This is a genomic window from Enterococcus spodopteracolus (assembly GCF_030441955.1).
In the GTDB taxonomy this organism is placed as follows: Bacteria; Bacillota; Bacilli; order Lactobacillales; family Enterococcaceae; genus Enterococcus_B; species Enterococcus_B spodopteracolus.
Genome location: NZ_JARJHD010000005.1, coordinates 37,962 through 57,581 on the forward strand (window position 1 = coordinate 37,962; position 19,620 = coordinate 57,581).

The window sequence follows — 19,620 nt, forward strand, 5'->3', positions numbered from 1 at the left end:
GAAATATATACTTATTTTCTATAAATACAACAAAAATTTAATGGGAAAACGATAAGAAAAAACATAAGTTATTTTTAATAATTATATGGTCTACTTCATATCATAAAGCTTAAATGTCGGTATATTCAGTATGTAAACGGTCTCGCAACGAATTTTTTATGTAAAAGAACATCTTTTTTCTATTCGTACATTTTGTTGAGCATTTTGTTTTACTTACTTTTTGTAAGATGATATACTTCGTTTTGTCATCAAGAAAAAAACGCAGAAAAGCGAATTAAAGGAGAACTAATCTATGACTGAATTTACAAATATCTTAAAAAACCGCCGTTCGATCTATGATCTAGGCCGTAACGTATCACAATCAAATGAAGAATTAACAACATTGATCCAAGAAGCAATCAAAGAAAGCCCTACTGCTTTCAATGCGCAATCAACACGTGCAGTAATCTTATTTGGCGATGCACATGAAAAATTATGGGAAATGACAGAAGAAGCTTTACGTCCACTGACACCTGCTGATGCTTTCCCAAATACTCAAAACAAATTAGCTAGTTTCAAAAAAGGTTATGGTACTGTCTTGTTCTTCAAAGACACAGATGTGATCAAAAACTTGCAAGAGCAATTTGCATTATATGCAGATAACTTCCCTGATTGGTCAGAACAATCAAATGGTATTGCTACAGCCAATACTTGGGTGGCATTAAGCGAAGAAGGTTTAGGTGCAAACCTACAACATTACAATCCAGTGATCGATGAAGCTGTCGCAAAAGAATGGTCGATTCCTGCAAACTGGAAATTACGTGCACAATTAGTCTTTGGTTCACCTGAATCTCCAGCTGGCGAAAAAGAATATATGAACGATGCCGATCGTTTCCGCGTGTTTGGCTAATTCTGCTAATACAAAAAGACAGCTCCTTCTACTAAAAGAAGGAGCTGTCTTTTTGTCATTTCAATGGATCATTCATCCTCATGCTCAATCATGATATCAAGTTCTGCATCATCATTTAAGTGTTTTGCTAAAAAAGGAATCAATTCTTCTAATGAGACAGAAAATTTCAATAGCGGGCCACGCCAACCGTTCCGGAAAAAATTCATTTTGACTTCTTTCGAATCTTTTGGTTGGTAAAGAACGACTTTGTTGATTTCAGAATATGGCACTCCACGACGGTCAAAGCTGTTCAAAACTAGCCCTTCTGTAGTAAGTCCTCGACTATCTAACAAGAAACTCAATAACACAAGAGAAGCCAAGATGCCTTTCACTAACTCATCAGTGGTTGGTTGACTGACCACTGTATACCATAGAACCAGTACAGCAAGGAACGGAACAACTAAATAGACCCAGCGATTCCGAACCGTTTTATAAACGATCTCTCGTCGTACAAGCCATAGAAATAAGCACATGACGATGACAAATAAAAAAAGAACTATTGTAAAAAAGGAAACCATCTTATCGATCCACACCTTTATTTTCAACTCTTGAAACTAGAAAATCAAAGGGGTAAATCATGTCCCCTCTAACTGAACAAACGGTATTCAAGGAGCAGCACTTCGGTCATAAGCCAAAAAACCCAAAAATGAAATAGGTGTTTTCGTTTTTTCTGTCTTATGCCTTAGTGTTCAATGCTCCTTTCATAACCTTAAAAGGACCTGCAACATGATCATTCGATGTTGCATGTCCATATCTTCTTATTCAAATGTATCATATTTAGCTACTACCATGCTAGCTTTTTCTTCTAATAATTCTTGATCTTCTATAGCGCATTGGGCAACTTTGACTACGGCGCAATTCGTCATTTTTGAAACAACTTCTCCAACAACTGATTTGGTAAAACCAATGGGCCTACATGAATATTGTTCTCCTAAATTAATCATTTCTTCCGTCATCAAAATCCTCCTAAACTACTCAAACAGTTTGCCACAGAAAATCATTTCGTTTTATCTGTGTGTTTCGTTAGTGGTGATTTGATCAAACTCTTATTTGATCTATCCGCATTATAGCGTACTGTTTTCGTTTTCACAAATTTTAACAGCTAAACATAATAAAAAAATCGTTTTTGGGACTGTTTTTCTTTGTTTTTTACATTTGACTAGGCAGATTCATGTAGTTTTTTTTAAAAAAACAATTATAATAGAAAGAAGTCTGGGGGAGTCTTTCATGTCAAAACAAAAAAGTAAAAAACGATTACTACTAGGCGGGGCAACGCTAGTATTGCTTTCAGGCGTCTTTTACTTTACAAATAAACAATTAGAAGATAAAAAATCAATAACGGAGGAAAACATAGAGCAAACAATCAAAACCGAAGAAAAACAAGTACTACTCGACGTACCTCTTGAAAATCAATTCGATGAACCTGCACTAGAGAATGGCTGTGAAGTAACTGCCTTATCGATGTTGCTGCGCTTCTATGGCTACGAAACTACCAAGAATCAATTAGCCGAAGAATTAAATTATGTCCCCGTTTTCAATGCTGATGGCACTCATGGCGATCCAAATGAAGGGTTCGTTGGTGAGATTTGGGGTGGTGACTGGGCAATGGGTGTCTATGTTCCACCAATCGCTACGTTAGCTCAAGAAATCCTGCAAACCGATTATCATACCGAACCGCAAACGGATGCAAGCTTGACTGACATCAAAAATGCACTAAAAGAAGATAAACCTGTGTGGACTTCTGTCACAATCGATTTTCAAGTGCCGACAGAAAATGATTTCATGACTTGGACGACTGCAAACGGTGAAGTACAAGTCACGCCATTAGTCCATGCCTGTGTTGTAACTGGCTACGATGATCAATCAATCTATGTCAATGATCCTTATGGCATAAAAAATCGTGCAGTACCAATCGACGATTTTGAGCAAGTATTTACTGCCATGGGCGGACAAATGCTTACTTTAGAAAAGAACTAGTATTTCCTAGAAAAATAGCTTATACTCAAGCTAACAATCAAAGGAAGGAGCAAGAATCTGTGGAACGGTTTATTCATAAAAAGGCGGATCCAAATGAAATCCCAATCATCTTCGTCCGTGATACTGCTGGTAATATCCAAAAAAAAGTGTCAGTCAATGAATGGACGAACCGATACAGCCCTGCTTCTCTCGATTTACTTGAAATCAAACTTTATCGACAAGCATTGGCTTATTATTCTGAGCAAGACTACGAGAAAGCCGTTGATTTGTTGAAATTTTTGATCATTCAAACTGGCTATACTCATTTTGAGTACATCGAACGTCTAGCCACCATCTATCGTAAAATTGATGCTGAAACACTTGAATATCAGTTGCTCTCTTCTGTCTTGGCATCTGCTGAGATCATCGGCTTGCCTGCTGGATTGATCAAAAAATTGGAACGGCGGATCGATCAATTGAAATTGAGCATGGCGAGAAAATAAAATAGACCTAAGAACAAATGATTAAGTTATTAATCAATAATTCTTAGGCTTATTTTTTAATTCAACATTTAATTTACATAATAAAAATAAAATCAACCAATTATAGCTAATGCTTCTTTAGGTACCTCTTCTTTGGGAACTTCTTCGTATGTTTCTACATGAGCGCCTTTATTCGTTAATCTCAAGTAACGATCTTTTTTTAAAACAGATAATCCGTTAAATTCAATCTCGCGTTCGTTGCCATTTGCATCAACTGCCTTTTGGATATATTTTGCCGTCCCAAACGAATTGACTTCATCAGGCTGTTTTGTTTTGACATACACTTCTCCCTTAGTGACTAACGGATTCAATTGGTCTATAACTGCTGGTAATTCTCCGGTAGCGCCTTGGGTATAATACTTCAAGCCAAATAACGCCAACCCACTGAATACAATGGCACCTACTAATACTTTGATTACTTTCATTTTCCTACCTCCTCTTTACTCTTTGAGTATAGCCTGAAAAAAAATCACATTCATCCGTCTCTAGATCGAGTTTTTTATCGGACTTTAGCACAGAAGTTATTTTTACAAAATTTTATAGATTTTTGCTATTATAATAGGAAAGAAAGGATGGGTTTCATTATGAATAAAGAAGAAATATTTCAGAAAATCAAAGATCTAGTCCAAAGTGGCAATTTCACTGAAGCCAAAACATTTTTCGAAGAACATAAAGAACAACTAGGTCCTTACAAAGAAAAAGCCCAAGAATTTCTCCAAAATGTCGATTTTCAAGGAATAACGGATAAATTCAAAAATCTATTCAAATAAAATTTATATTTTATAGGGATGATCAGAGCGAGTCTGTCATGATCTAGAAACAAAAAAATCCTCAACAATTAAGGATTGTCGGGGATTTTTTGTTGAGATTTCTTGTGTTTCAAAAATAAGCGATGGATCTCCAAATCACCACACTTCTATCAAAACCTACTTTTAATACAATCTAGTTGGGTCATAGTGGTAAGTCACATTACCATTTAGTTCGGCCTTTCCAACAACAAATTTGCGATTCTCAATTTTTAACCACGCTTCACGAAAAGTCATGACTTCCTCACGTTTGACCTCTATTTTTTGGATTTTTCCATCCATCAACTCTTGGATCATTTGTTCATAGGGATTCATCTTTGATTGCCTCCAGCTTATTTCAATATTCAGTGAATATCGGCGCATGTATTTCTTTCGTATCTAAGTCTTTTCGCACGTTCACTTTCGTATAAATCACTTTTTCAACTGGAATACTGTAGTAACTCTCTTCTCCATCGTTAAATTGATGGACATCCGTTTTTGATAAAATACCATCGATTTTGTTCATTAATACTCGCGGTTCCACACTATTACTAACAATATAATAGCAAATACGGATATTGTTTACTAAATGTAGATCAACTTCTAATATCACTTGGTCCATGAAATACTACACCCTTTCTTTAAAAGAATTATAACAATAAGTACATCAAGAATCAAAAAAACAACTTTATTTAAAAAACAAGAAATTTTGCAACATATCCTCTTGTGCACAAACATACAAAGTGTTATTTTTAATTATAGATTTCTTTTTTCCTCGGAGGCGTATATTATATGGACACTTTGGGACAATTTGTTTTTTATGTTCCTTTTTTCTAATGACAACTTTAGCAATCTACTACACGAAATGGACGAAGCGAAAATTTTCCGTATTGCTGACACTTTTACCAGTCGCTTATTTTTCCCACAAAATATTTTCCCTTCGGCATTGGGAACCCACCCCAAAATTACTTTCACATGAATTAGGGTTGATTATTTCATTAACGATATTGATCTTATGGATTTATTACCTTTACAAACATCCTTAGTTACCAGTACTACTCTTCACGAACAAAAAAGCCACGTTGGAAATCAGCAACGTAGCTTCTCAGGAATCGGAATCTATTTAACAACCAACACATTACAAGGCGCATGAGTCACCACATAAGAAGCTGTCGACCCTACTAACGCTTGTTGGATCGAGCCTTTACCTGTTGCCCCCATCACGATAAGATCAATTGACTCTTGTTTTGGTAAGACAGTCGCAATCAATGTTCTTGGATCACCGGTCTCCACAATTGCATGAATCGTTTCAATCCCAAATTCTTTGGCATCATTGATTCTCTTCAACAGTTCCACTTCTATTTTTTGTTTTTCTTCTGCATAGATTTTTGAGAACGCATAGGCACTATGTGTCAAATCGATTTTATTGATAATTGAAACGATCAATAATTCTGCTTGGTTATCTCTCGCTAATTCTAAAGCCTCGCTAAATGCTTTCTCTGCTTTTTCTGAACCGTCAATCGCCACCATTATTTTTTTATACATATTCGTCATCCATCCCATCTCCTTGTTTCTTTTATTCTATCACTTCGTATAAATTTTATAAAAAATTCACTTTTTCTCGGCTTCTCAATCTAAAATTGAGCATTTTCTATTTTTTTATTTTGAATCTTTCTAATAAAAAACAAATGTCAGAAGCGCACAATTCTTCATTTATGATGTTTTTCTAATTAAAACGCACATTATTTAAACACATTTTTGTTACAAAAAAGGTAGCTTTGTCACAAACTGTTACGTATCTTTCACCTATGAAATATAATCCCGTGGTAAAGTATTACTCGTTAGCGAAAACAGCTAATCAAAATAACTTTCTAAAATACGAAGGAGATCTTTCATGAAATCACTTAAAACTATTCTTTTTGGAACAACTTTGGCCGCCGGCGCTGCATTATTTATGGGTACTTCTGCACACGCAGACGAAGCCTACACTGTTCAATCAGGTGATACTTTATCAACGATTTCTCAAAAATACGTTGGTGACAACTCATTGATCCAAACAATTGCCGAAGCTAACTCAATCTCAAACATTCACCTGATTTTTTCAGGTCAAGAATTAACTATTCCTACTGGTGAGCAAGCAGCTGCTCCTGTCGCTACTCAAACACCTGTGGAACCTGTTCAAGAAACAGCTCCAGTTGTGGAAACACCTGTAGTAGAACAAGCACCAGTTGTGGAAACACCTGTAGTAGAACAAGCACCAGTTGTAGAACAAGCACCAGCTACTGAAGTCGCTGTTTCAACTGGTACGAACGATGCCAAAGAATGGATCGCACAAAAAGAATCTAGCGGTTCTTATACAGCAACAAACGGACGTTATATCGGCCGGTACCAATTAGACTCTTCTTACTTGAACGGTAACTACTCTGCTGCCAATCAAGAAAGAGTGGCAGAACAATATGTTGCTTCTCGTTATGGCTCTTGGGATGCAGCCAAAGCTTTCTGGTTAGCTAACGGTTGGTACTAAAAAGAACGATTTTAAAAAAATGGGAATCTTATTGATTCCTATTTTTTTTGTTCTTGTTTCACCTAATTTCCCTTTTGTTTTTGCTTCTGCTTTTGACTTTGTTTGATTTTTTTGATCGCCCAATCATAATGACTCGAAGTAGCAGAAACGAAATAACTGCCAAGCGTTGTATTCCCAACCCAAGAATACTGATTTTTTTGGAACAGTTGATCGTCATCGAAGGTTTTCGCCAGTAACATCACTTCTGCATGGCTTTCCTTCAACCAGTCAGACGCTTGCCGTAACGTAGTAGACTGATGTTTTTTTGTAAAGGCACGATTCATCTCGGCTGTCGTTCGCCAATTATAGGGTTCCGGCAAAAAAGATACGGCTTCTCCCAATTGATTACTTTTTACCCATTTTAATAATAAAGAATGCCACTCGTACAAATGGATCAACACGTCTTTGATCGTTTGATCTCTTCGCCAATGTGCTTCTTTTCTTTTTTCAAGAAATACTTCCTCAAAATCAAATATTGCTTCCCTTTGTTCCACAGGTATGGAATCGATCAACTGCTGCAATTTTTCAAAATTTTTAGTTGCGAGTATCAATAACTCCTCTTTTGACTTTGGTCTCATCTTCTTCTCCTTATTAAAAATACATTCGTTTTAAAACGTTTCCAATCCAACTATAATTCTAGTATGCCTGATTTTCAAAAAAAAGACGAGTAATATCCTAGAATGAATATACATTCTAGATGATTACTCGTCTTTATCCACTTGATTCAACGGTTTTCATTCCATGTCTTGACTGAGAACCTCATATCACTATACGCTTTTTTGAGCAAGTCATTTCGCGGTACTCACTTTGGTACGCTGACAATTGCAAAAGCATCTTTTTCTTCCATTCAATCATCCATTGAATTTTCGTTGCTAAAAAAATAATGCATATTCTTAATTATCGACAGGCGTTTTTTCCTTAGTTAGCCATATCCTTTATTTTTTTCTTGATGATTTCGCGGGTCTTTCTAAATTCAGCAAAAATCTCTTCTTCTGTACCAGTAGCTTTTGCTGGATCTTCTAGATCCCAATGTTCATGACGGATATGAGCAGGAATCACTGGACATTTATCTAACGCATCTCCGCAAAGCGTAATGATCAAGTCCGCATGGCTAAAATAATCTGGATCAATCAAGTCTGAAGTTTGACTTGTAATATCGATGCCATCTTCTGCCATCACTTTCACTGCACGTGGATTTAATCCATGTGTCTCTACTCCCGCGCTACGAACTTCAAATTGATCTTCCAGATATTCGTGGCCATACCCTTCAGCGATCTGACTTCTGCAAGAATTTCCTGTACATAAAAAATAAACTTTCTTCTTTTCTACACTTGTTGACTTCTCCAAAACCATTCCTCAAATCCATTAATCCTTTCAGCATTAAGTGTATGATATCATAAATTCAAGGGATCGTTAGTTCATTCAAAAAAAACGTACGGTTTTTAATAAAGCGATGATCCGCCATTTACATAACAAATGACCAAGAATACTGATAAAACAGTATTTTAAAGCATGTCAAAGACTTTTTACATGCTAAATCTGGCAATGACAAAAACCTTTGATCGTCGATTTTGACCTCTTCGATCACACTGAGATAAGAAGGAGCGGATACTATGGACTTAAATATCGCAAACAACTAGCTTTCTCCCAAGAAGAATTAGCCGAAAAATGATATGTTTCAAGACAAACGATTTCAAACTGGGAGAATGAATGTAGCTATCCTGATATTCATAATTTATTATTGCTGAGTGTCCTATTTGACGTTTCTTTGGATGAATTAGTCAAAGGAGATGTAGAAAAGATGAAAGAAAATGTTACCCTTACTGAACTGAACAAATATACCAAGATCATGCTAGGTTTCATGCTTCTCACCTTGATTTCAGTAGGACCATCCTGATTTTTACCCGGTAATTGGTGATTAGCTCTTCCCTTGATCTTTTGGATCGCCAGCATGTACGGCGCAATAAAAGTTGAGGGACTAAAAAAACAAGAGAATATCAAAACCTGCAAAGATATCGTCGCATTCATGGAAAACAAAGAAGTAGCACCTCTAGGTAAACAAAGAAACAAGGTCAGAAATCGGATCGAAAAAGTAGGCATCGTCATTTTGTTTGGACTCATTTGTGGAGTGATCGCTTTCCTCACAAGTCTGCCCTTTATACTTCTTGATCGCTAGTAATCCAATAGAAAAAACAAAATCCACCTTCAAAGATTGATCTTGTTTTTTACAGCTAGGCGTAAGTAGACTGCTCATAGTTTGTAGTGATTAAATCTGTCTATTTCTTTCCCACAACATGAGGTATTCTTTCTCACCCGTCGATTCATCCATTTGTTCATCCACTTTTCTAAAGTCATTTCTAAAGTAGAATCGTATTGCTCCTTTATTCTTACCATAAACATGCAAGCTTATTCGTTCTTTTTCTTTTTTAGCAGCTTTAATCAATTTTTGTCCGATTTTTCTATTTTGATATGTTGACTCTACAAAAATGCCAGCTAAATAAGATGCATCTACGATTCCCATAAAACCAACAATCTGACTGTTCATCTCACAATAATAAATTTCTGCTTTTGGCAATTCTTTTTTCATCAACGCTTTTTTCTCATACCAATATTTCTCATCAATAAAATCATGTGTCCTGATATTGGTCGTTAACCATATAGTTAGTAGCTGGTCCATTATCTCTTGGTCTAGTTTCTTCATTTTTTTTATCATCCCATTACTCCTGAAAGCTTATAGTTATTCTTCATACCTCTTCAAACGAACATTTAGATTCCCCGCATGGATGTCTACTGCTACCCGCGAACGTCCTTCTTCAATTTTGAGGTCTAGAAGACGAAGTTGGTCCGGAGTGATTTCAAAAGATCTCCGTAAAGACTTCTGTCGAACACTTACGACCACGAACGACAACTGTCATGTGCGAGAGTACCATCTTCGCTTTCTTTTTTAGTTAAGACTTTTTAGCATTACCAAACATGGATTCCATTCATCCCATAAGGTTGGGAACACTTCTAGCTCAACAAAACCCATCCTTCGATAGAATCCAATCGTCTGATCATAGATAGCATAATGCCCTTCGGCGACCGTTTTCACTTGTAAAAATAGGTAATGTTCTCTTGCATAGGATTCTAGTTCACCTAGTAATCGCTTACCTAATCCTCGATGATGATAGGCTTTTTTTATCCCCATACAATAGATCTCACCGGTGGCTTTACTTGTTTCTTTTAAACTGATAAACCCTATTGATTCATTTGTTTCTTGCAAGACCCACAACGGATATTTTTGGCAGTTCTCGATGTATTCTTGTGCCGAATCTGGCAAGCCAAACCATTCTGGCAAATCATTCAAGACTTCTTGGACGATTTTTTTCTTTTCTATTGCTTCTTCTACTAAATCAATATGCATTAGTTTCCTCTTTTTTCGGCAAATATCGATCAACAAGTTGGAATCGTTCAAAGACGATTTTTGTTTCTTCATTGAGCAATAGTCCATGTTCTTCATAGTAAGGTTTGAAATAATTGTAATGTCCTTTTTGCCAATACATAAGAGATAAGTCGCCTTCACCTTCTGTAGCTGCCAGTTCTTCGGTGATTTCTTTCCAAGGTAAGATTGCCACTTCGACAGTCTGGATAATGCCTATCGGTACTTTAGAGCTATTCACAACGACGGAGTAGTCACCAACTTTAGGTAATGGTTCGTTATCCATTTGGTAAAGCTCATACCCTGAGCTTGTCCCTGTTTTCTTCCCTTCCAATACCAAATCTGCTAATTCATCTGCGTGTTCTTTCGTATTTCCAAAAGCAAAAATTTCATATAATGACGCTTGTGATACACCATTTTTTAAGCAAAAGTTTTCCCAATATTTTTGTGCTTCTAGGTTCAATCTGTCACCAACTTTCTGATTGATAGTAAATCAAGTGTACCAAAAATAGGAAAACTAAGCCATTCACACTCAATTTTTACAACTCCTATAGTCAAATTTATAGTTGCTCACCAACTTCACTTCTTAAATACAAGAAATAAAAAAACTAGATTCACTTTTGTGAGAATCTAGTTTTGTTTTCAGGATGAAATGGAAAATTAGACATTCACTTTGTTACAATAAATGCAACCAAAGAAAAGGAGAAAATCCATGGAACTTTATTTCAAAGAGTTTTTATTGATCACGTAAAAATTAAACAGGCAACAGATCACTCCGCTACTACTAGGTTCATTAGGCTTGTCTTACTTAACAGATATCGACTGGCAACCAAGAGCCATCTTCCTGGCGATCCACGGGGTTGGGAGGCACCCGATAAAGATCTCTTGCACAATTGGCAAAGCATCATGAAAATTATGGAAACGTTGAATTACCAGCTAGTTGATTTACACGAACATGAATTTGCAAAAGATTCTTATACCATCCAGTTTGGCAGTATGGACAGTCTTCTCGGCTTTGCAGGTATTCCACTTAATGAACTCTCTCTAATCAGGATCGACGACTGTTCCTTTTACTTACCTACAGCGGAACAATATTTGAAAGTCTATCAACGTTCTGCTAAAGATAGTTACCGTGCAGAGAAAAATAATCATAAGGATCTAGCAAAGATCGAGTATTTGGAAAAGTACTTGAATAAGAATAAGTAATGAGAAATTCTGAAGCCTTCAACCAATTATCTTTTCAAAGATAATTGGTTATTTCATGTTTAAGTCTCTTTATTCACTGAGACCCTTCCATAGTAAATCCCCTACCAGACGTGCTAAATAGCAGTGGGATATTTTAAGTTGAAATAAGTGAAAGCTACTCTCTTTTTCACAAAATAACCTATCTTCTAGCCAATCATCGACATAAAATTTTGCATAATAAGAAACTCTCCTATTAACTTTTCCTAAAAGTTAATAAAAGAGTTCAGTATTTATCTATTTTTAACGAATCCCAAGCGCAATTCGTGCATAACGACTCATTTTATCGGTCGTCCAAGCGGGATACCAGACTAATTTCACCTCTGGATTTTTGACTTCTGGAATATCGCTTAGTGCTTCGTGTATCGATTCAGTCAATACGTCGGCTAAGGGACAGCCCATTGTTGTTAAGGTCAAGTGCTGTTATATCAGCATTTCTATCGCTTTTTCCTGCGTTAAAGCGATAGCATCTCCTCGATTCCAGTGCATGTTAGAAGCCAATATTCTGTTCTTTTTATTAACTTTTGTAGATTCAGTATACCTTAAAAAACGATTGAATTGTCCCTAAAAATAGCTTGGACTACATACTTAATGAGGATTTTTTTACGCATTTTGTCTGTAGTTCAATTAAATTTTCTCAAAAAAACAAGCAATTCAAATGTGCAAATATTTTCAGAAATATGTCCTTAAATACAGCTCAAAATCATCGCTAATTTTTCATTTTTTATAACAAAGATACAGGTTTAAAATTAATAAATTTTATTTTAATGGATGAACTTTCTCTTTTCCTTAGGAATTAATTCTATCAATGAAATTGCTGATGGGTAATATTTTTGCATATATTCCACAGCACCTAATAAGTGTGCATCTTCTGAGTGATACAACTCCTCTTTTAATTGAGCCATATCTATTACGACACTTCCACTCAAAAAATCAACTGCATCAGGAAATTCTTTATTCTCATGATAAGCATTATAAAAATCGTCAAGCTGCTTACAAGTAACCACTCCATCTGTAATAAAATTTAATAGAGATTTATTGATATCCATCTCATTCTCCTTTTTTAATTCTATGCTTATTAAATACTTTTGGTGCATATATAAAGCTCATTATACTTCGAGGTAATCATAAGTATAATTATTTGTCACACTATTAGTAAAAATTCCCCATAAAGTTCAGTAATCACATATTTCAATAGTTATTGTAAAATATTTAGAATACTGAAAATAACTACAAATATATAAGAAGCTATTGAAAATATAAAGCTCCAGTGTAAGTTTTTATACTTTTTAGTTGCTGTCTTTGCAAGATAATAGTTTTGTTCAATCATGACTTCTTCAAAACTATCTTGAGAGATTTCAGATACTTTTATTTTATAAGATTCAGCATCTTTATAGGTAGCTACGTCTTCCCAAAAAACAATTCCGTTGCCATTTCTATAGCTTCTACGTGGAAAGATAACTAAAAATAAAAAAACATAAGCTACAAGTAACAGTACGATGCTCACTAATAAAACAAGATGACTCGATTTTTCTAATTCGAAAGGTAAAGTATCTTTAAATTGAGTATACAAAAATCCCATCAATACACCGTTTACAGTTATAAATACTGCTGATTTAGTATCTGCAAACTGTATATAATTGTTTAGATAGTCATTTTGTGAATAAACAAAGTCTTTTTTTGATGATGACATATAAGTATCACTCCAATTCAGATTTTTTTAAGTAACTTCTAGATAAATCATTGTCATTAACATATAAACTAAAATATTTGTTTTTAGTAATGTTTCCTTCAGATTTTATCTTACAAATCATGTAATGCAGTCCATTAAAAGCAGTATGCCTCGGGCATCGAAAATCAGCAATGTCTTCCTCCGAGAAAGCGTCTTTTGGGACAACATAGTCTAACTCTTCTTCTTCAGAAGCTTCAATACCAGAGTTTGAAACAGTCCATTCTACACTGTTAATTTTATGTAGCAAAAGCTGACTAGCTTCAATCCGATAAACTATGTCTGTATCTTTTTCTAATGCTTTTTCTGAATAGTAAGGTATCCAACCTTCGCTTTCTGAAAAGTAATAACATTTCATTTGAAAGTCTCCCTCATAAGACTCAAAATGGGCTATTCTTTCCAAATATTTTGACCAATCAAAATTTTTCATTTTATAATTAAATGACTTATATTTCATAATATAATAGTCTTTTTCTTCAGAGTTACCTTTAATGTAGATATCACTGAGCAAATCATCTGGTAATTGCAAGTATGAAAAAACATTTTCACCAATCATAATACTATTTGCAGAAGCCTTATTTTGGAGTTTAGATGACAAATCAGCATGTAAACTAGTCACAGTAACTTCATTAATATCATCGATGCCATATTTAGACCAAAGAACTTCATCATCATCCCCAAAATCTATACCAATTCTTATTTTTAATGATGATACACCTAAAACATTCTCAAAATACTCTTTCAAAATATTTTGATTCATATATTGTATGATTGAAGCTGCATTTATAGCTTGAATTATTGCATCACTTTTTGAAATTTTACTATGTCCAGTAAAAGCAAAAATTGCATCTCCTTGAAGTCGGTGGATATGACCACCAAAATATCTAATGATTTCAATTCCAGTTGAAAGAACAGCATTTTTTATTTTCTGAACAGTTTCTAAATCATACTTGAGTGCTAATCTAGTGGAACCTTTAATATCTAAAAAAATTGAACAAATATATTGTGTCTTTGGAAGTAAACTATCATCAGTAAAATCTGGATGTGTTCCTATTTTTTCAGAAAATCTATTTGGTGGAAATTTAGCTATAGTAAGTGTTTCATCCTCTGGAACAATTATGCTTTGAGAAAAATCCATATATCTACTGTGAACTACAGATTTCTCTAAATTTTTGTCCAAATTTTCTTTTTGTAAATTTTTATGAAAAACTCTTTTAATATTGTTATACAAATTAATACAACACCCTTTCAATTATACGAACACATATTTACAATAAAAAGCCTATTTAAAGGCTTCTTATTGTAAATATTTAAAATTTAGTCAATTATCTCCAATGGCGGTAAACTTTCTACTAAATCCATTGTTTGTATAGAGACATTAATAATAGATAACAAGAGATTAAATATATATTTCGGATTATCTGAGAACTCATTAGGGTCATCAACTATCCCAGATTTTTTATCTTTTTTCACTTGATATTGGTCAATAATCCACTCAATAGCAGGTTTTCCATTTACAACATATTCATATGCACGTTCAGGAATATCTGTTATCACAATATCTTCATTAAAAATAATGGTATCTAATTGAGCACGTTTAGGATGTTTCATCTTCTTCACTTTAAAACTTGGATTATCTGATTTAAATCTAATATTAACGCCTCCATAAGCAGGGATGTCTTCATAATTCAGATGTAAATCAGCTAATTTTCTGCCAATTTCAACATATTTTTCTTTGTCTTTAACTTCTGGAATACGAGGAAGTGCTTTCTGTAAGTCATTATCATATTTAATTCGGTATTCTTCCGAGTGGAGAATTCCATAAATATAATAAAAATCCATATCATTTGATACATTATCCAATTTCCCTTCAAATAAGCCATCTTGTTCATAAATATATTTTGGTAAATTTCGAGATTTATTTATCATATCCATGAATGTAACTTCTTTGGTTATTAATGTGGAGAAGTTTCCTTTAAAGCCTGCCCCTGATACATTTATTGACAAGTTATGTGAATCAGTATTTGGGAATGTTTGGAAAGATTTTCTTGGACGTTCATTTAAAATACGTGCTCTGTATAGATATTTTTTAGTGAATGGGCGATACATTGAAAGTAAAATATTTTCTGAATCATAAGTCATTTTTTCGTGCCGAACTGCTGCCATTTTTAGACTAGCTGCCCAACTTATTTTGCTTTCGTCATTTGTGACAAAAGAACTCAAGTTCTTTATATCAATAGCCTCACTAACTTTTTCTAATTTATCAACCTCAGCATTGTAGTTATCAATCATTCGTCTCACATTTTTAGCTACATCTATTTTAGAAAAGTTACTAACCCAAGCGTCACGGTTAGTTACAATCCCTATATCTTTAATACCAAAATAAGAATTTTCTTCATCTGCTAACGCACGATAATTTTCATAGTTCTTATCACGTTGATTTATCCAGTCGTTATTTTTATCAGGCTCTATTTTATTCCACTCGATACCATTGATACTTTGAGTTGATTTTAGGATATCTAGTTTTTTTTCACGGTTTAGATAATCTCCAATATCATGATAATGAATCTCGTGGCTGTTACTGCCATCTTTTACTAAAATACTTATGGAAATTGGCGTCCGACTGCCAGAACCAAATACATTTCCTGCTTCTTTTCGTCTTTGCTCTCCCGAAGTTCTAGCATCGCCTCGTAAATTAAAAATATATAAATGATTAAATTCTTCAAACAATGATTTTCTCAGCCCATCTGCCGACTGGCTGTCTATATATGAACCATTAGATACAAAGCTAATAATACCTTTCCCATTCAAACGATTAGAAGCCCAACGGATAGATAGAACATAACTATCATACATACCTAAAACACTAGTAGTTTTAGAATTTTTGACATAGGTATCTGAAATTGATTTGAATAGCTTAGGGTAATCTATATTTTTATTATTATCATTCTCATTAGATTGCCCTTTTGAATATGGAGGATTCCCGATTATTGCAGTTATCGGTGCTTTTTGTTGGCGTTTCAACCGTTCATCATTTGTTCCAAAGAAAGAGTCATCTAACATATCTTCTTGTTCCGTTGATTCAAACGTATCAGTCAATACGATTCCTTCAAATGGTTTATATTCTTCATGATTCATCTCTGCAAAAGTTGATTCGATATTAATCGCTGCAATATAGTAACTTAATAACACAATTTCATTTGCATGTAGTTCTTGCATATATTTTCTTGTAATATCAGCTAAAGTTATTTCTCCATTCGCTAACTTATCTTTTAAATAGTGTAAAGTTCGAACAATAAATGTTCCTGTTCCTGTAAATGGGTCTAAAATATGAACTCCTTCATCTTCAATGGCTTTTCCAAAGTGTTTTTTTAACACATCATCGACTGATTTAACAATAAAATCAACAACTTCCACAGGGGTAAATACTATACCCAAACGTTGTGTAGTTTCTTTAAACCCTTTCGAGAAGAATTTATCATATAAAGTGATAATAATTCTTTGTTTTGCTTCTGCGTTATCAATACCTTCAGCACGTAATTTTACAGAATCATAAAACTCTTTTAATTCATCTTGCTCTTTATTAAACCCACCAAATCTTGACAACTCTTCTACAATTTTATCCATCGCTTCTGAAACAGGATTGTTATTCACAAAGCTATATTCTCCAAAAAGAGCTTCAAAAATAGGAGCAGTAATTAAGTGTTGAGCTAACATTTCAATTGCTTGTTTTTCATCAATACTTTCATTGATATTATGTTGTAAACTCTTCAAAAACTTATCAAATTCAATGGCAGTTTGAGAATTTTCATCACTAATCATAATGGTTATTTGTTCAATATGACGTTGTGCTATTTTCGCAACATCTTCTGACCAATCTTCAAGGTATCTTCTGTCTCCTACCTTTTTGACAACTTTTGCATAAATAGCATTCTCTATTTCTCCCCAATCTAAATCTAAAGCAGTTTGATAAGAGGATTGTTCATTATCATTGCCTTTTGAAGAGTTTTCTACATCTTCAACTGATGGGGCTTCACCTATACCAATAACGTCCATATTTTCAGGTTTTTTTCTATTTAATTCCAGTTTATTAATCATTGCCGAAAATCGCTCGTCCACTGAACGCAAAGCATTTAGAATTTGCCAAACCGCTTCATATTTTTTATTATTATCCAAAATTGATTCTGGGGTTGTTCCTTCTGGTATTACAATAGGTAGAATAATGTACCCATACTCTTTATCTTTAAATTTCCGCATAATACGTCCAACTGCTTGAACAATATCTACTTGGGACTTTTTAGGTGCTAAAAATATTACAGCATCTAAATTAGGAACATCAATTCCCTCTGTCAAAAATTTCACATTAGAAAGCACTCGTGTTTCATCTTCTGCAAAATCTTCTGATAGCCAATCTAACGCTTCTTTCTTTTCTAAGGTATTCATCATACCGTCTACATGTCGAACATTAATTGATTGCTGAATACTCTCATTTCCATCTAGGTATTCATTGACTACTTCATTGAATTGAGAAGAAATTTTCTTTGAATTATTTATGGTATTAATGAAAGAAATAGCTCTCTGCATAGGTTTTCCTTCAAAAACAGCTTCTTTATCTACACTGCTTCTTTTCATTAATCCGTTCCAAACACCGATTAATTTAGAAACATCATCAACATCTAAGCCATTTTCACTATCAGATAAGACTTTCTGCATGTCTTTTTGAATCACTTTTTCATCAACTGCTAAGACCATTACTTTATAATCCGTCAAAATATCATTTGAAACTGCTTGACCAAACCCTAAACGGAAAATTTCTTCTCCATAAATATCCTTATTATCCATTGATGACAAGACAATACTAGAATCTTCTGCTTTTTGTTTCGCATCTGTTCCATAAATTTTAGGCGTTGCTGTTTGATACAAGCGTTTACTTGCTTTGATATAGTTATTATTATGAACTCTTGTAAATACGCTTGCTTCTTCTCCTAAAGCCTTAGCACCTGTTGTTCTATGTGCTTCATCACAAATAATAATATCAAATTCAGGAAACCCTTTTTCTTGTGCTTCATGTAAAACTTCAATAGATTGATAAGTAGAATACACAACCGTTAAATCACGTTGATTATTCTCTATTTTTTTATAATTGGATAGTAATTTTTCTGAATCTGTTGTCGCAGGAAAGCCAATATCTTTAGCAGATAATTCGTCATCATTCTTCTTTTTAGAAGCATTTCTGTCACTTGTCACAGCAAATGAGTGCATACTTAGTTCCGTGTCATTATTCCAACCAATCAATGTTTGACTCAATAATTGTATACTTGGCACTAAATATAAAACATTAAAGGTTTCTTTATTCGTTTGTTTAGCCATCTTTTCAACTAATTTCAAGCTGGTAAAGGTTTTCCCTGTTCCCGGTGCCATAATTAATTGACCTCTGTCATTTTCTTTAAAGTATTCAATTGTTAAATCAATTGCTTCATTCTGATAAGGTCTAGTTTTCTTCACATTCTTTACTTTTACTTCATTCGGTCTACTTGGAATAAAAGATTCCCAATCAACTTGACTATTTCTTAAATCACTCAAACCAATTTGTGCAACTGGTTTTGACAATTGATTAATCGCTTCATCTGCATTACTACTCAATGAATCTAATGAATAAACAATAATTCCATCAGAATAATAAGACTTCCCAAGTTCAGCTAAAAATGAATCAATATGTCTTTTATATATTTTATTGTCATAAAATTTAGCTTGAATAGCTGTTAATTCCCCTGTTGCTTCATTTCTTGCTACTAAATCAACTCCTGTATCTTTCTTAGGGATTGCATATTCCTCTGGAACTTCATTTAATAACCAAACATCTGAAAATAAATTTTTGTATGTGGGTTCATTTTTGAAATAAATTTGTGCAATTTTTTCAAAAAGAGTTCCCTTATCTCTTTGAATCTCACTTGATTGTTCCCTTGCTAATTGAATAAGTTCATCAAATGTCATTATTTTTCTCCTTTGCCAAGTATTCTATCTAATTATAACAGTTTCCTATTTGTTTTTGGGAAACAAAAAAATCTAATCTATAATAGACTAGATTTTATATAATCTATTAGACATTAATTACTTAGGTATAGCGAATAAGACCGTCATAGTATCCAATCCAGAATATAAGTTCTTTCAAAAAAAGTTCACCCCATTTCAAAAAAATCAAGAAAAACTAAATAAGAAAAATACCAACAAACATGCAGTTGGACAAACTCAATATTCATGGAATAATGCCTACCAAAGCTTAAAACATCAATTTTTGCAATGATGCCTGAATACGGAAATATAAGATATTTATTTGAAATTTTATCAGCTTTAGCAGTTCTGTTGACAGAGAGTTCAGTGATTTTTTCCAATGTAATAGAAAATGAAGATGGAAATTATATAGGTTGGAGTCACTCAGCTAGTGGTGGCGTATCTA

21 protein-coding genes and 4 pseudogenes are annotated in these 19,620 nt (G+C 33.9%); 9 read left to right on the forward strand and 16 right to left on the reverse strand.

Annotated elements, in window-relative coordinates; translation table 11 throughout:
- Positions 1–292: 292 nt before the first annotated feature.
- Positions 293–889: a nitroreductase family protein gene (locus tag P3R27_RS08120; protein ID WP_010735602.1), complete on the forward strand. Its 597-nt coding sequence runs from the start codon at positions 293–295 to the stop codon at positions 887–889.
- A gap of 68 nt (positions 890–957) precedes the next feature.
- Here the strand turns inward: P3R27_RS08120 and P3R27_RS08125 are convergent, their stop codons facing one another.
- Together P3R27_RS08125 and P3R27_RS08130 are read right to left on the reverse strand one after the other, a co-directional pair.
- Positions 958–1,446 (reverse strand): hypothetical protein, encoded by a 489-nt coding sequence (locus tag P3R27_RS08125; protein WP_034689276.1) that lies wholly within the window; start codon positions 1,444–1,446, stop codon positions 958–960.
- A gap of 240 nt (positions 1,447–1,686) precedes the next feature.
- Positions 1,687–1,884, reverse strand: coding sequence for a hypothetical protein (locus P3R27_RS08130; RefSeq protein ID WP_010735604.1), 198 nt, complete (start codon positions 1,882–1,884; stop codon positions 1,687–1,689).
- Between the two features lie 271 nt (positions 1,885–2,155).
- Here P3R27_RS08130 and P3R27_RS08135 point away from each other — a divergent pair, with 271 nt between their 5' ends.
- Entirely contained in the window at positions 2,156–2,905 is a 750-nt protein-coding gene (locus tag P3R27_RS08135; protein ID WP_034689278.1) for a C39 family peptidase, read from the forward strand.
- A 59-nt stretch (positions 2,906–2,964) separates the two neighbouring features.
- Positions 2,965–3,387: a hypothetical protein gene (locus P3R27_RS08140; protein WP_034689279.1), complete on the forward strand. Its 423-nt coding sequence runs from the start codon at positions 2,965–2,967 to the stop codon at positions 3,385–3,387.
- Between the two features lie 92 nt (positions 3,388–3,479).
- On the opposite strand, the gene P3R27_RS08145 is transcribed toward P3R27_RS08140, so the two are convergent.
- The gene (locus P3R27_RS08145) at positions 3,480–3,851 is read right to left on the reverse strand and encodes a YxeA family protein (RefSeq protein ID WP_034689281.1); all 372 of its coding nucleotides are present in this window, start codon (positions 3,849–3,851) and stop codon (positions 3,480–3,482) included.
- A 159-nt stretch (positions 3,852–4,010) separates the two neighbouring features.
- On the opposite strand from P3R27_RS08145, the gene P3R27_RS08150 reads away from it, so the two are divergent.
- Positions 4,011–4,196 carry a hypothetical protein gene (locus P3R27_RS08150; RefSeq protein WP_034689341.1) on the forward strand — a complete coding sequence of 62 codons (186 nt, stop codon included), beginning with the start codon at positions 4,011–4,013 and terminating at the stop codon, positions 4,194–4,196.
- Between the two features lie 162 nt (positions 4,197–4,358).
- On the opposite strand, the gene ykzS is transcribed toward P3R27_RS08150, so the two are convergent.
- Together ykzS and P3R27_RS08160 are read right to left on the reverse strand one after the other, a co-directional pair.
- Positions 4,359–4,547 carry a protein YkzS gene (gene ykzS / locus P3R27_RS08155; protein ID WP_034689283.1) on the reverse strand — a complete coding sequence of 63 codons (189 nt, stop codon included), beginning with the start codon at positions 4,545–4,547 and terminating at the stop codon, positions 4,359–4,361.
- 22 nt (positions 4,548–4,569) lie between these two features.
- Positions 4,570–4,833 (reverse strand): hypothetical protein, encoded by a 264-nt coding sequence (locus tag P3R27_RS08160; RefSeq protein ID WP_034689285.1) that lies wholly within the window; start codon positions 4,831–4,833, stop codon positions 4,570–4,572.
- A 170-nt stretch (positions 4,834–5,003) separates the two neighbouring features.
- Here P3R27_RS08160 and P3R27_RS15135 point away from each other — a divergent pair.
- Positions 5,004–5,257 (forward strand): annotated as a pseudogene (locus P3R27_RS15135) (glucose uptake protein).
- Between the two features lie 73 nt (positions 5,258–5,330).
- Here P3R27_RS15135 and P3R27_RS08165 read toward each other — a convergent pair.
- The gene (locus tag P3R27_RS08165) at positions 5,331–5,765 is read right to left on the reverse strand and encodes a universal stress protein (protein ID WP_034689288.1); all 435 of its coding nucleotides are present in this window, start codon (positions 5,763–5,765) and stop codon (positions 5,331–5,333) included.
- 340 nt (positions 5,766–6,105) lie between these two features.
- Here P3R27_RS08165 and apf point away from each other — a divergent pair, with 340 nt between their 5' ends.
- Positions 6,106–6,735, forward strand: coding sequence for an aggregation-promoting factor (gene apf, locus P3R27_RS08170; protein WP_301390143.1), 630 nt, complete (start codon positions 6,106–6,108; stop codon positions 6,733–6,735).
- A 62-nt stretch (positions 6,736–6,797) separates the two neighbouring features.
- Here apf and P3R27_RS08175 read toward each other — a convergent pair whose 3' ends face one another.
- Both P3R27_RS08175 and arsC read right to left on the reverse strand, forming a co-directional pair.
- A complete protein-coding gene (locus P3R27_RS08175) occupies positions 6,798–7,352 on the reverse strand; it encodes a ClbS/DfsB family four-helix bundle protein (protein WP_034689292.1) in 555 nt (184 codons plus the stop codon).
- 340 nt (positions 7,353–7,692) lie between these two features.
- Positions 7,693–8,121 carry an arsenate reductase (thioredoxin) gene (gene arsC, locus P3R27_RS08180; RefSeq protein ID WP_235186343.1) on the reverse strand — a complete coding sequence of 143 codons (429 nt, stop codon included), beginning with the start codon at positions 8,119–8,121 and terminating at the stop codon, positions 7,693–7,695.
- A gap of 340 nt (positions 8,122–8,461) precedes the next feature.
- Between arsC and P3R27_RS15420 the strand changes: the two are divergent.
- A pseudogene (locus P3R27_RS15420) lies at positions 8,462–8,671 on the forward strand (helix-turn-helix domain-containing protein); the annotation flags it as partial.
- 54 nt (positions 8,672–8,725) lie between these two features.
- Positions 8,726–8,950, forward strand: coding sequence for a hypothetical protein (locus P3R27_RS15425; protein ID WP_404830962.1), 225 nt, complete (start codon positions 8,726–8,728; stop codon positions 8,948–8,950).
- A 90-nt stretch (positions 8,951–9,040) separates the two neighbouring features.
- Here the strand turns inward: P3R27_RS15425 and P3R27_RS08190 are convergent, their stop codons facing one another.
- From P3R27_RS08190 to P3R27_RS08200, 3 genes are all read right to left on the reverse strand, one after another.
- Entirely contained in the window at positions 9,041–9,487 is a 447-nt protein-coding gene (locus tag P3R27_RS08190) for a GNAT family N-acetyltransferase (RefSeq protein ID WP_034689295.1), read from the reverse strand.
- 231 nt (positions 9,488–9,718) lie between these two features.
- Positions 9,719–10,177: a GNAT family N-acetyltransferase gene (locus tag P3R27_RS08195; RefSeq protein WP_034689297.1), complete on the reverse strand. Its 459-nt coding sequence runs from the start codon at positions 10,175–10,177 to the stop codon at positions 9,719–9,721.
- Positions 10,167–10,655, reverse strand: a complete 489-nt coding sequence (locus P3R27_RS08200; protein ID WP_034689298.1) for an ASCH domain-containing protein — start codon at positions 10,653–10,655, stop codon at positions 10,167–10,169. Before P3R27_RS08200 ends, P3R27_RS08195 begins: the two co-directional genes overlap by 11 nt.
- A gap of 306 nt (positions 10,656–10,961) precedes the next feature.
- Between P3R27_RS08200 and P3R27_RS08205 the strand changes: the two are divergent.
- A pseudogene (locus P3R27_RS08205) lies at positions 10,962–11,398 on the forward strand (phosphoribosylanthranilate isomerase).
- A 279-nt stretch (positions 11,399–11,677) separates the two neighbouring features.
- Here P3R27_RS08205 and P3R27_RS08210 read toward each other — a convergent pair.
- From P3R27_RS08210 to P3R27_RS08230, 5 genes and pseudogenes are all read right to left on the reverse strand, one after another.
- Positions 11,678–11,851, reverse strand: a pseudogene (locus P3R27_RS08210) (iron-sulfur cluster assembly protein); the annotation flags it as partial.
- Positions 11,852–12,198: 347 nt separating this feature from the next.
- Entirely contained in the window at positions 12,199–12,483 is a 285-nt protein-coding gene (locus tag P3R27_RS08215; protein ID WP_136771195.1) for a hypothetical protein, read from the reverse strand.
- Between the two features lie 149 nt (positions 12,484–12,632).
- A complete protein-coding gene (locus tag P3R27_RS08220) occupies positions 12,633–13,127 on the reverse strand; it encodes a Pycsar system effector family protein (protein WP_053108560.1) in 495 nt (164 codons plus the stop codon).
- Positions 13,128–13,134: 7 nt separating this feature from the next.
- A complete protein-coding gene (locus tag P3R27_RS08225) occupies positions 13,135–14,394 on the reverse strand; it encodes a nucleotide-binding domain-containing protein (RefSeq protein WP_225429079.1) in 1,260 nt (419 codons plus the stop codon).
- 86 nt (positions 14,395–14,480) lie between these two features.
- Entirely contained in the window at positions 14,481–19,157 is a 4,677-nt protein-coding gene (locus tag P3R27_RS08230; protein ID WP_136771196.1) for a DEAD/DEAH box helicase, read from the reverse strand.
- Positions 19,158–19,620 lie beyond the last annotated feature (463 nt).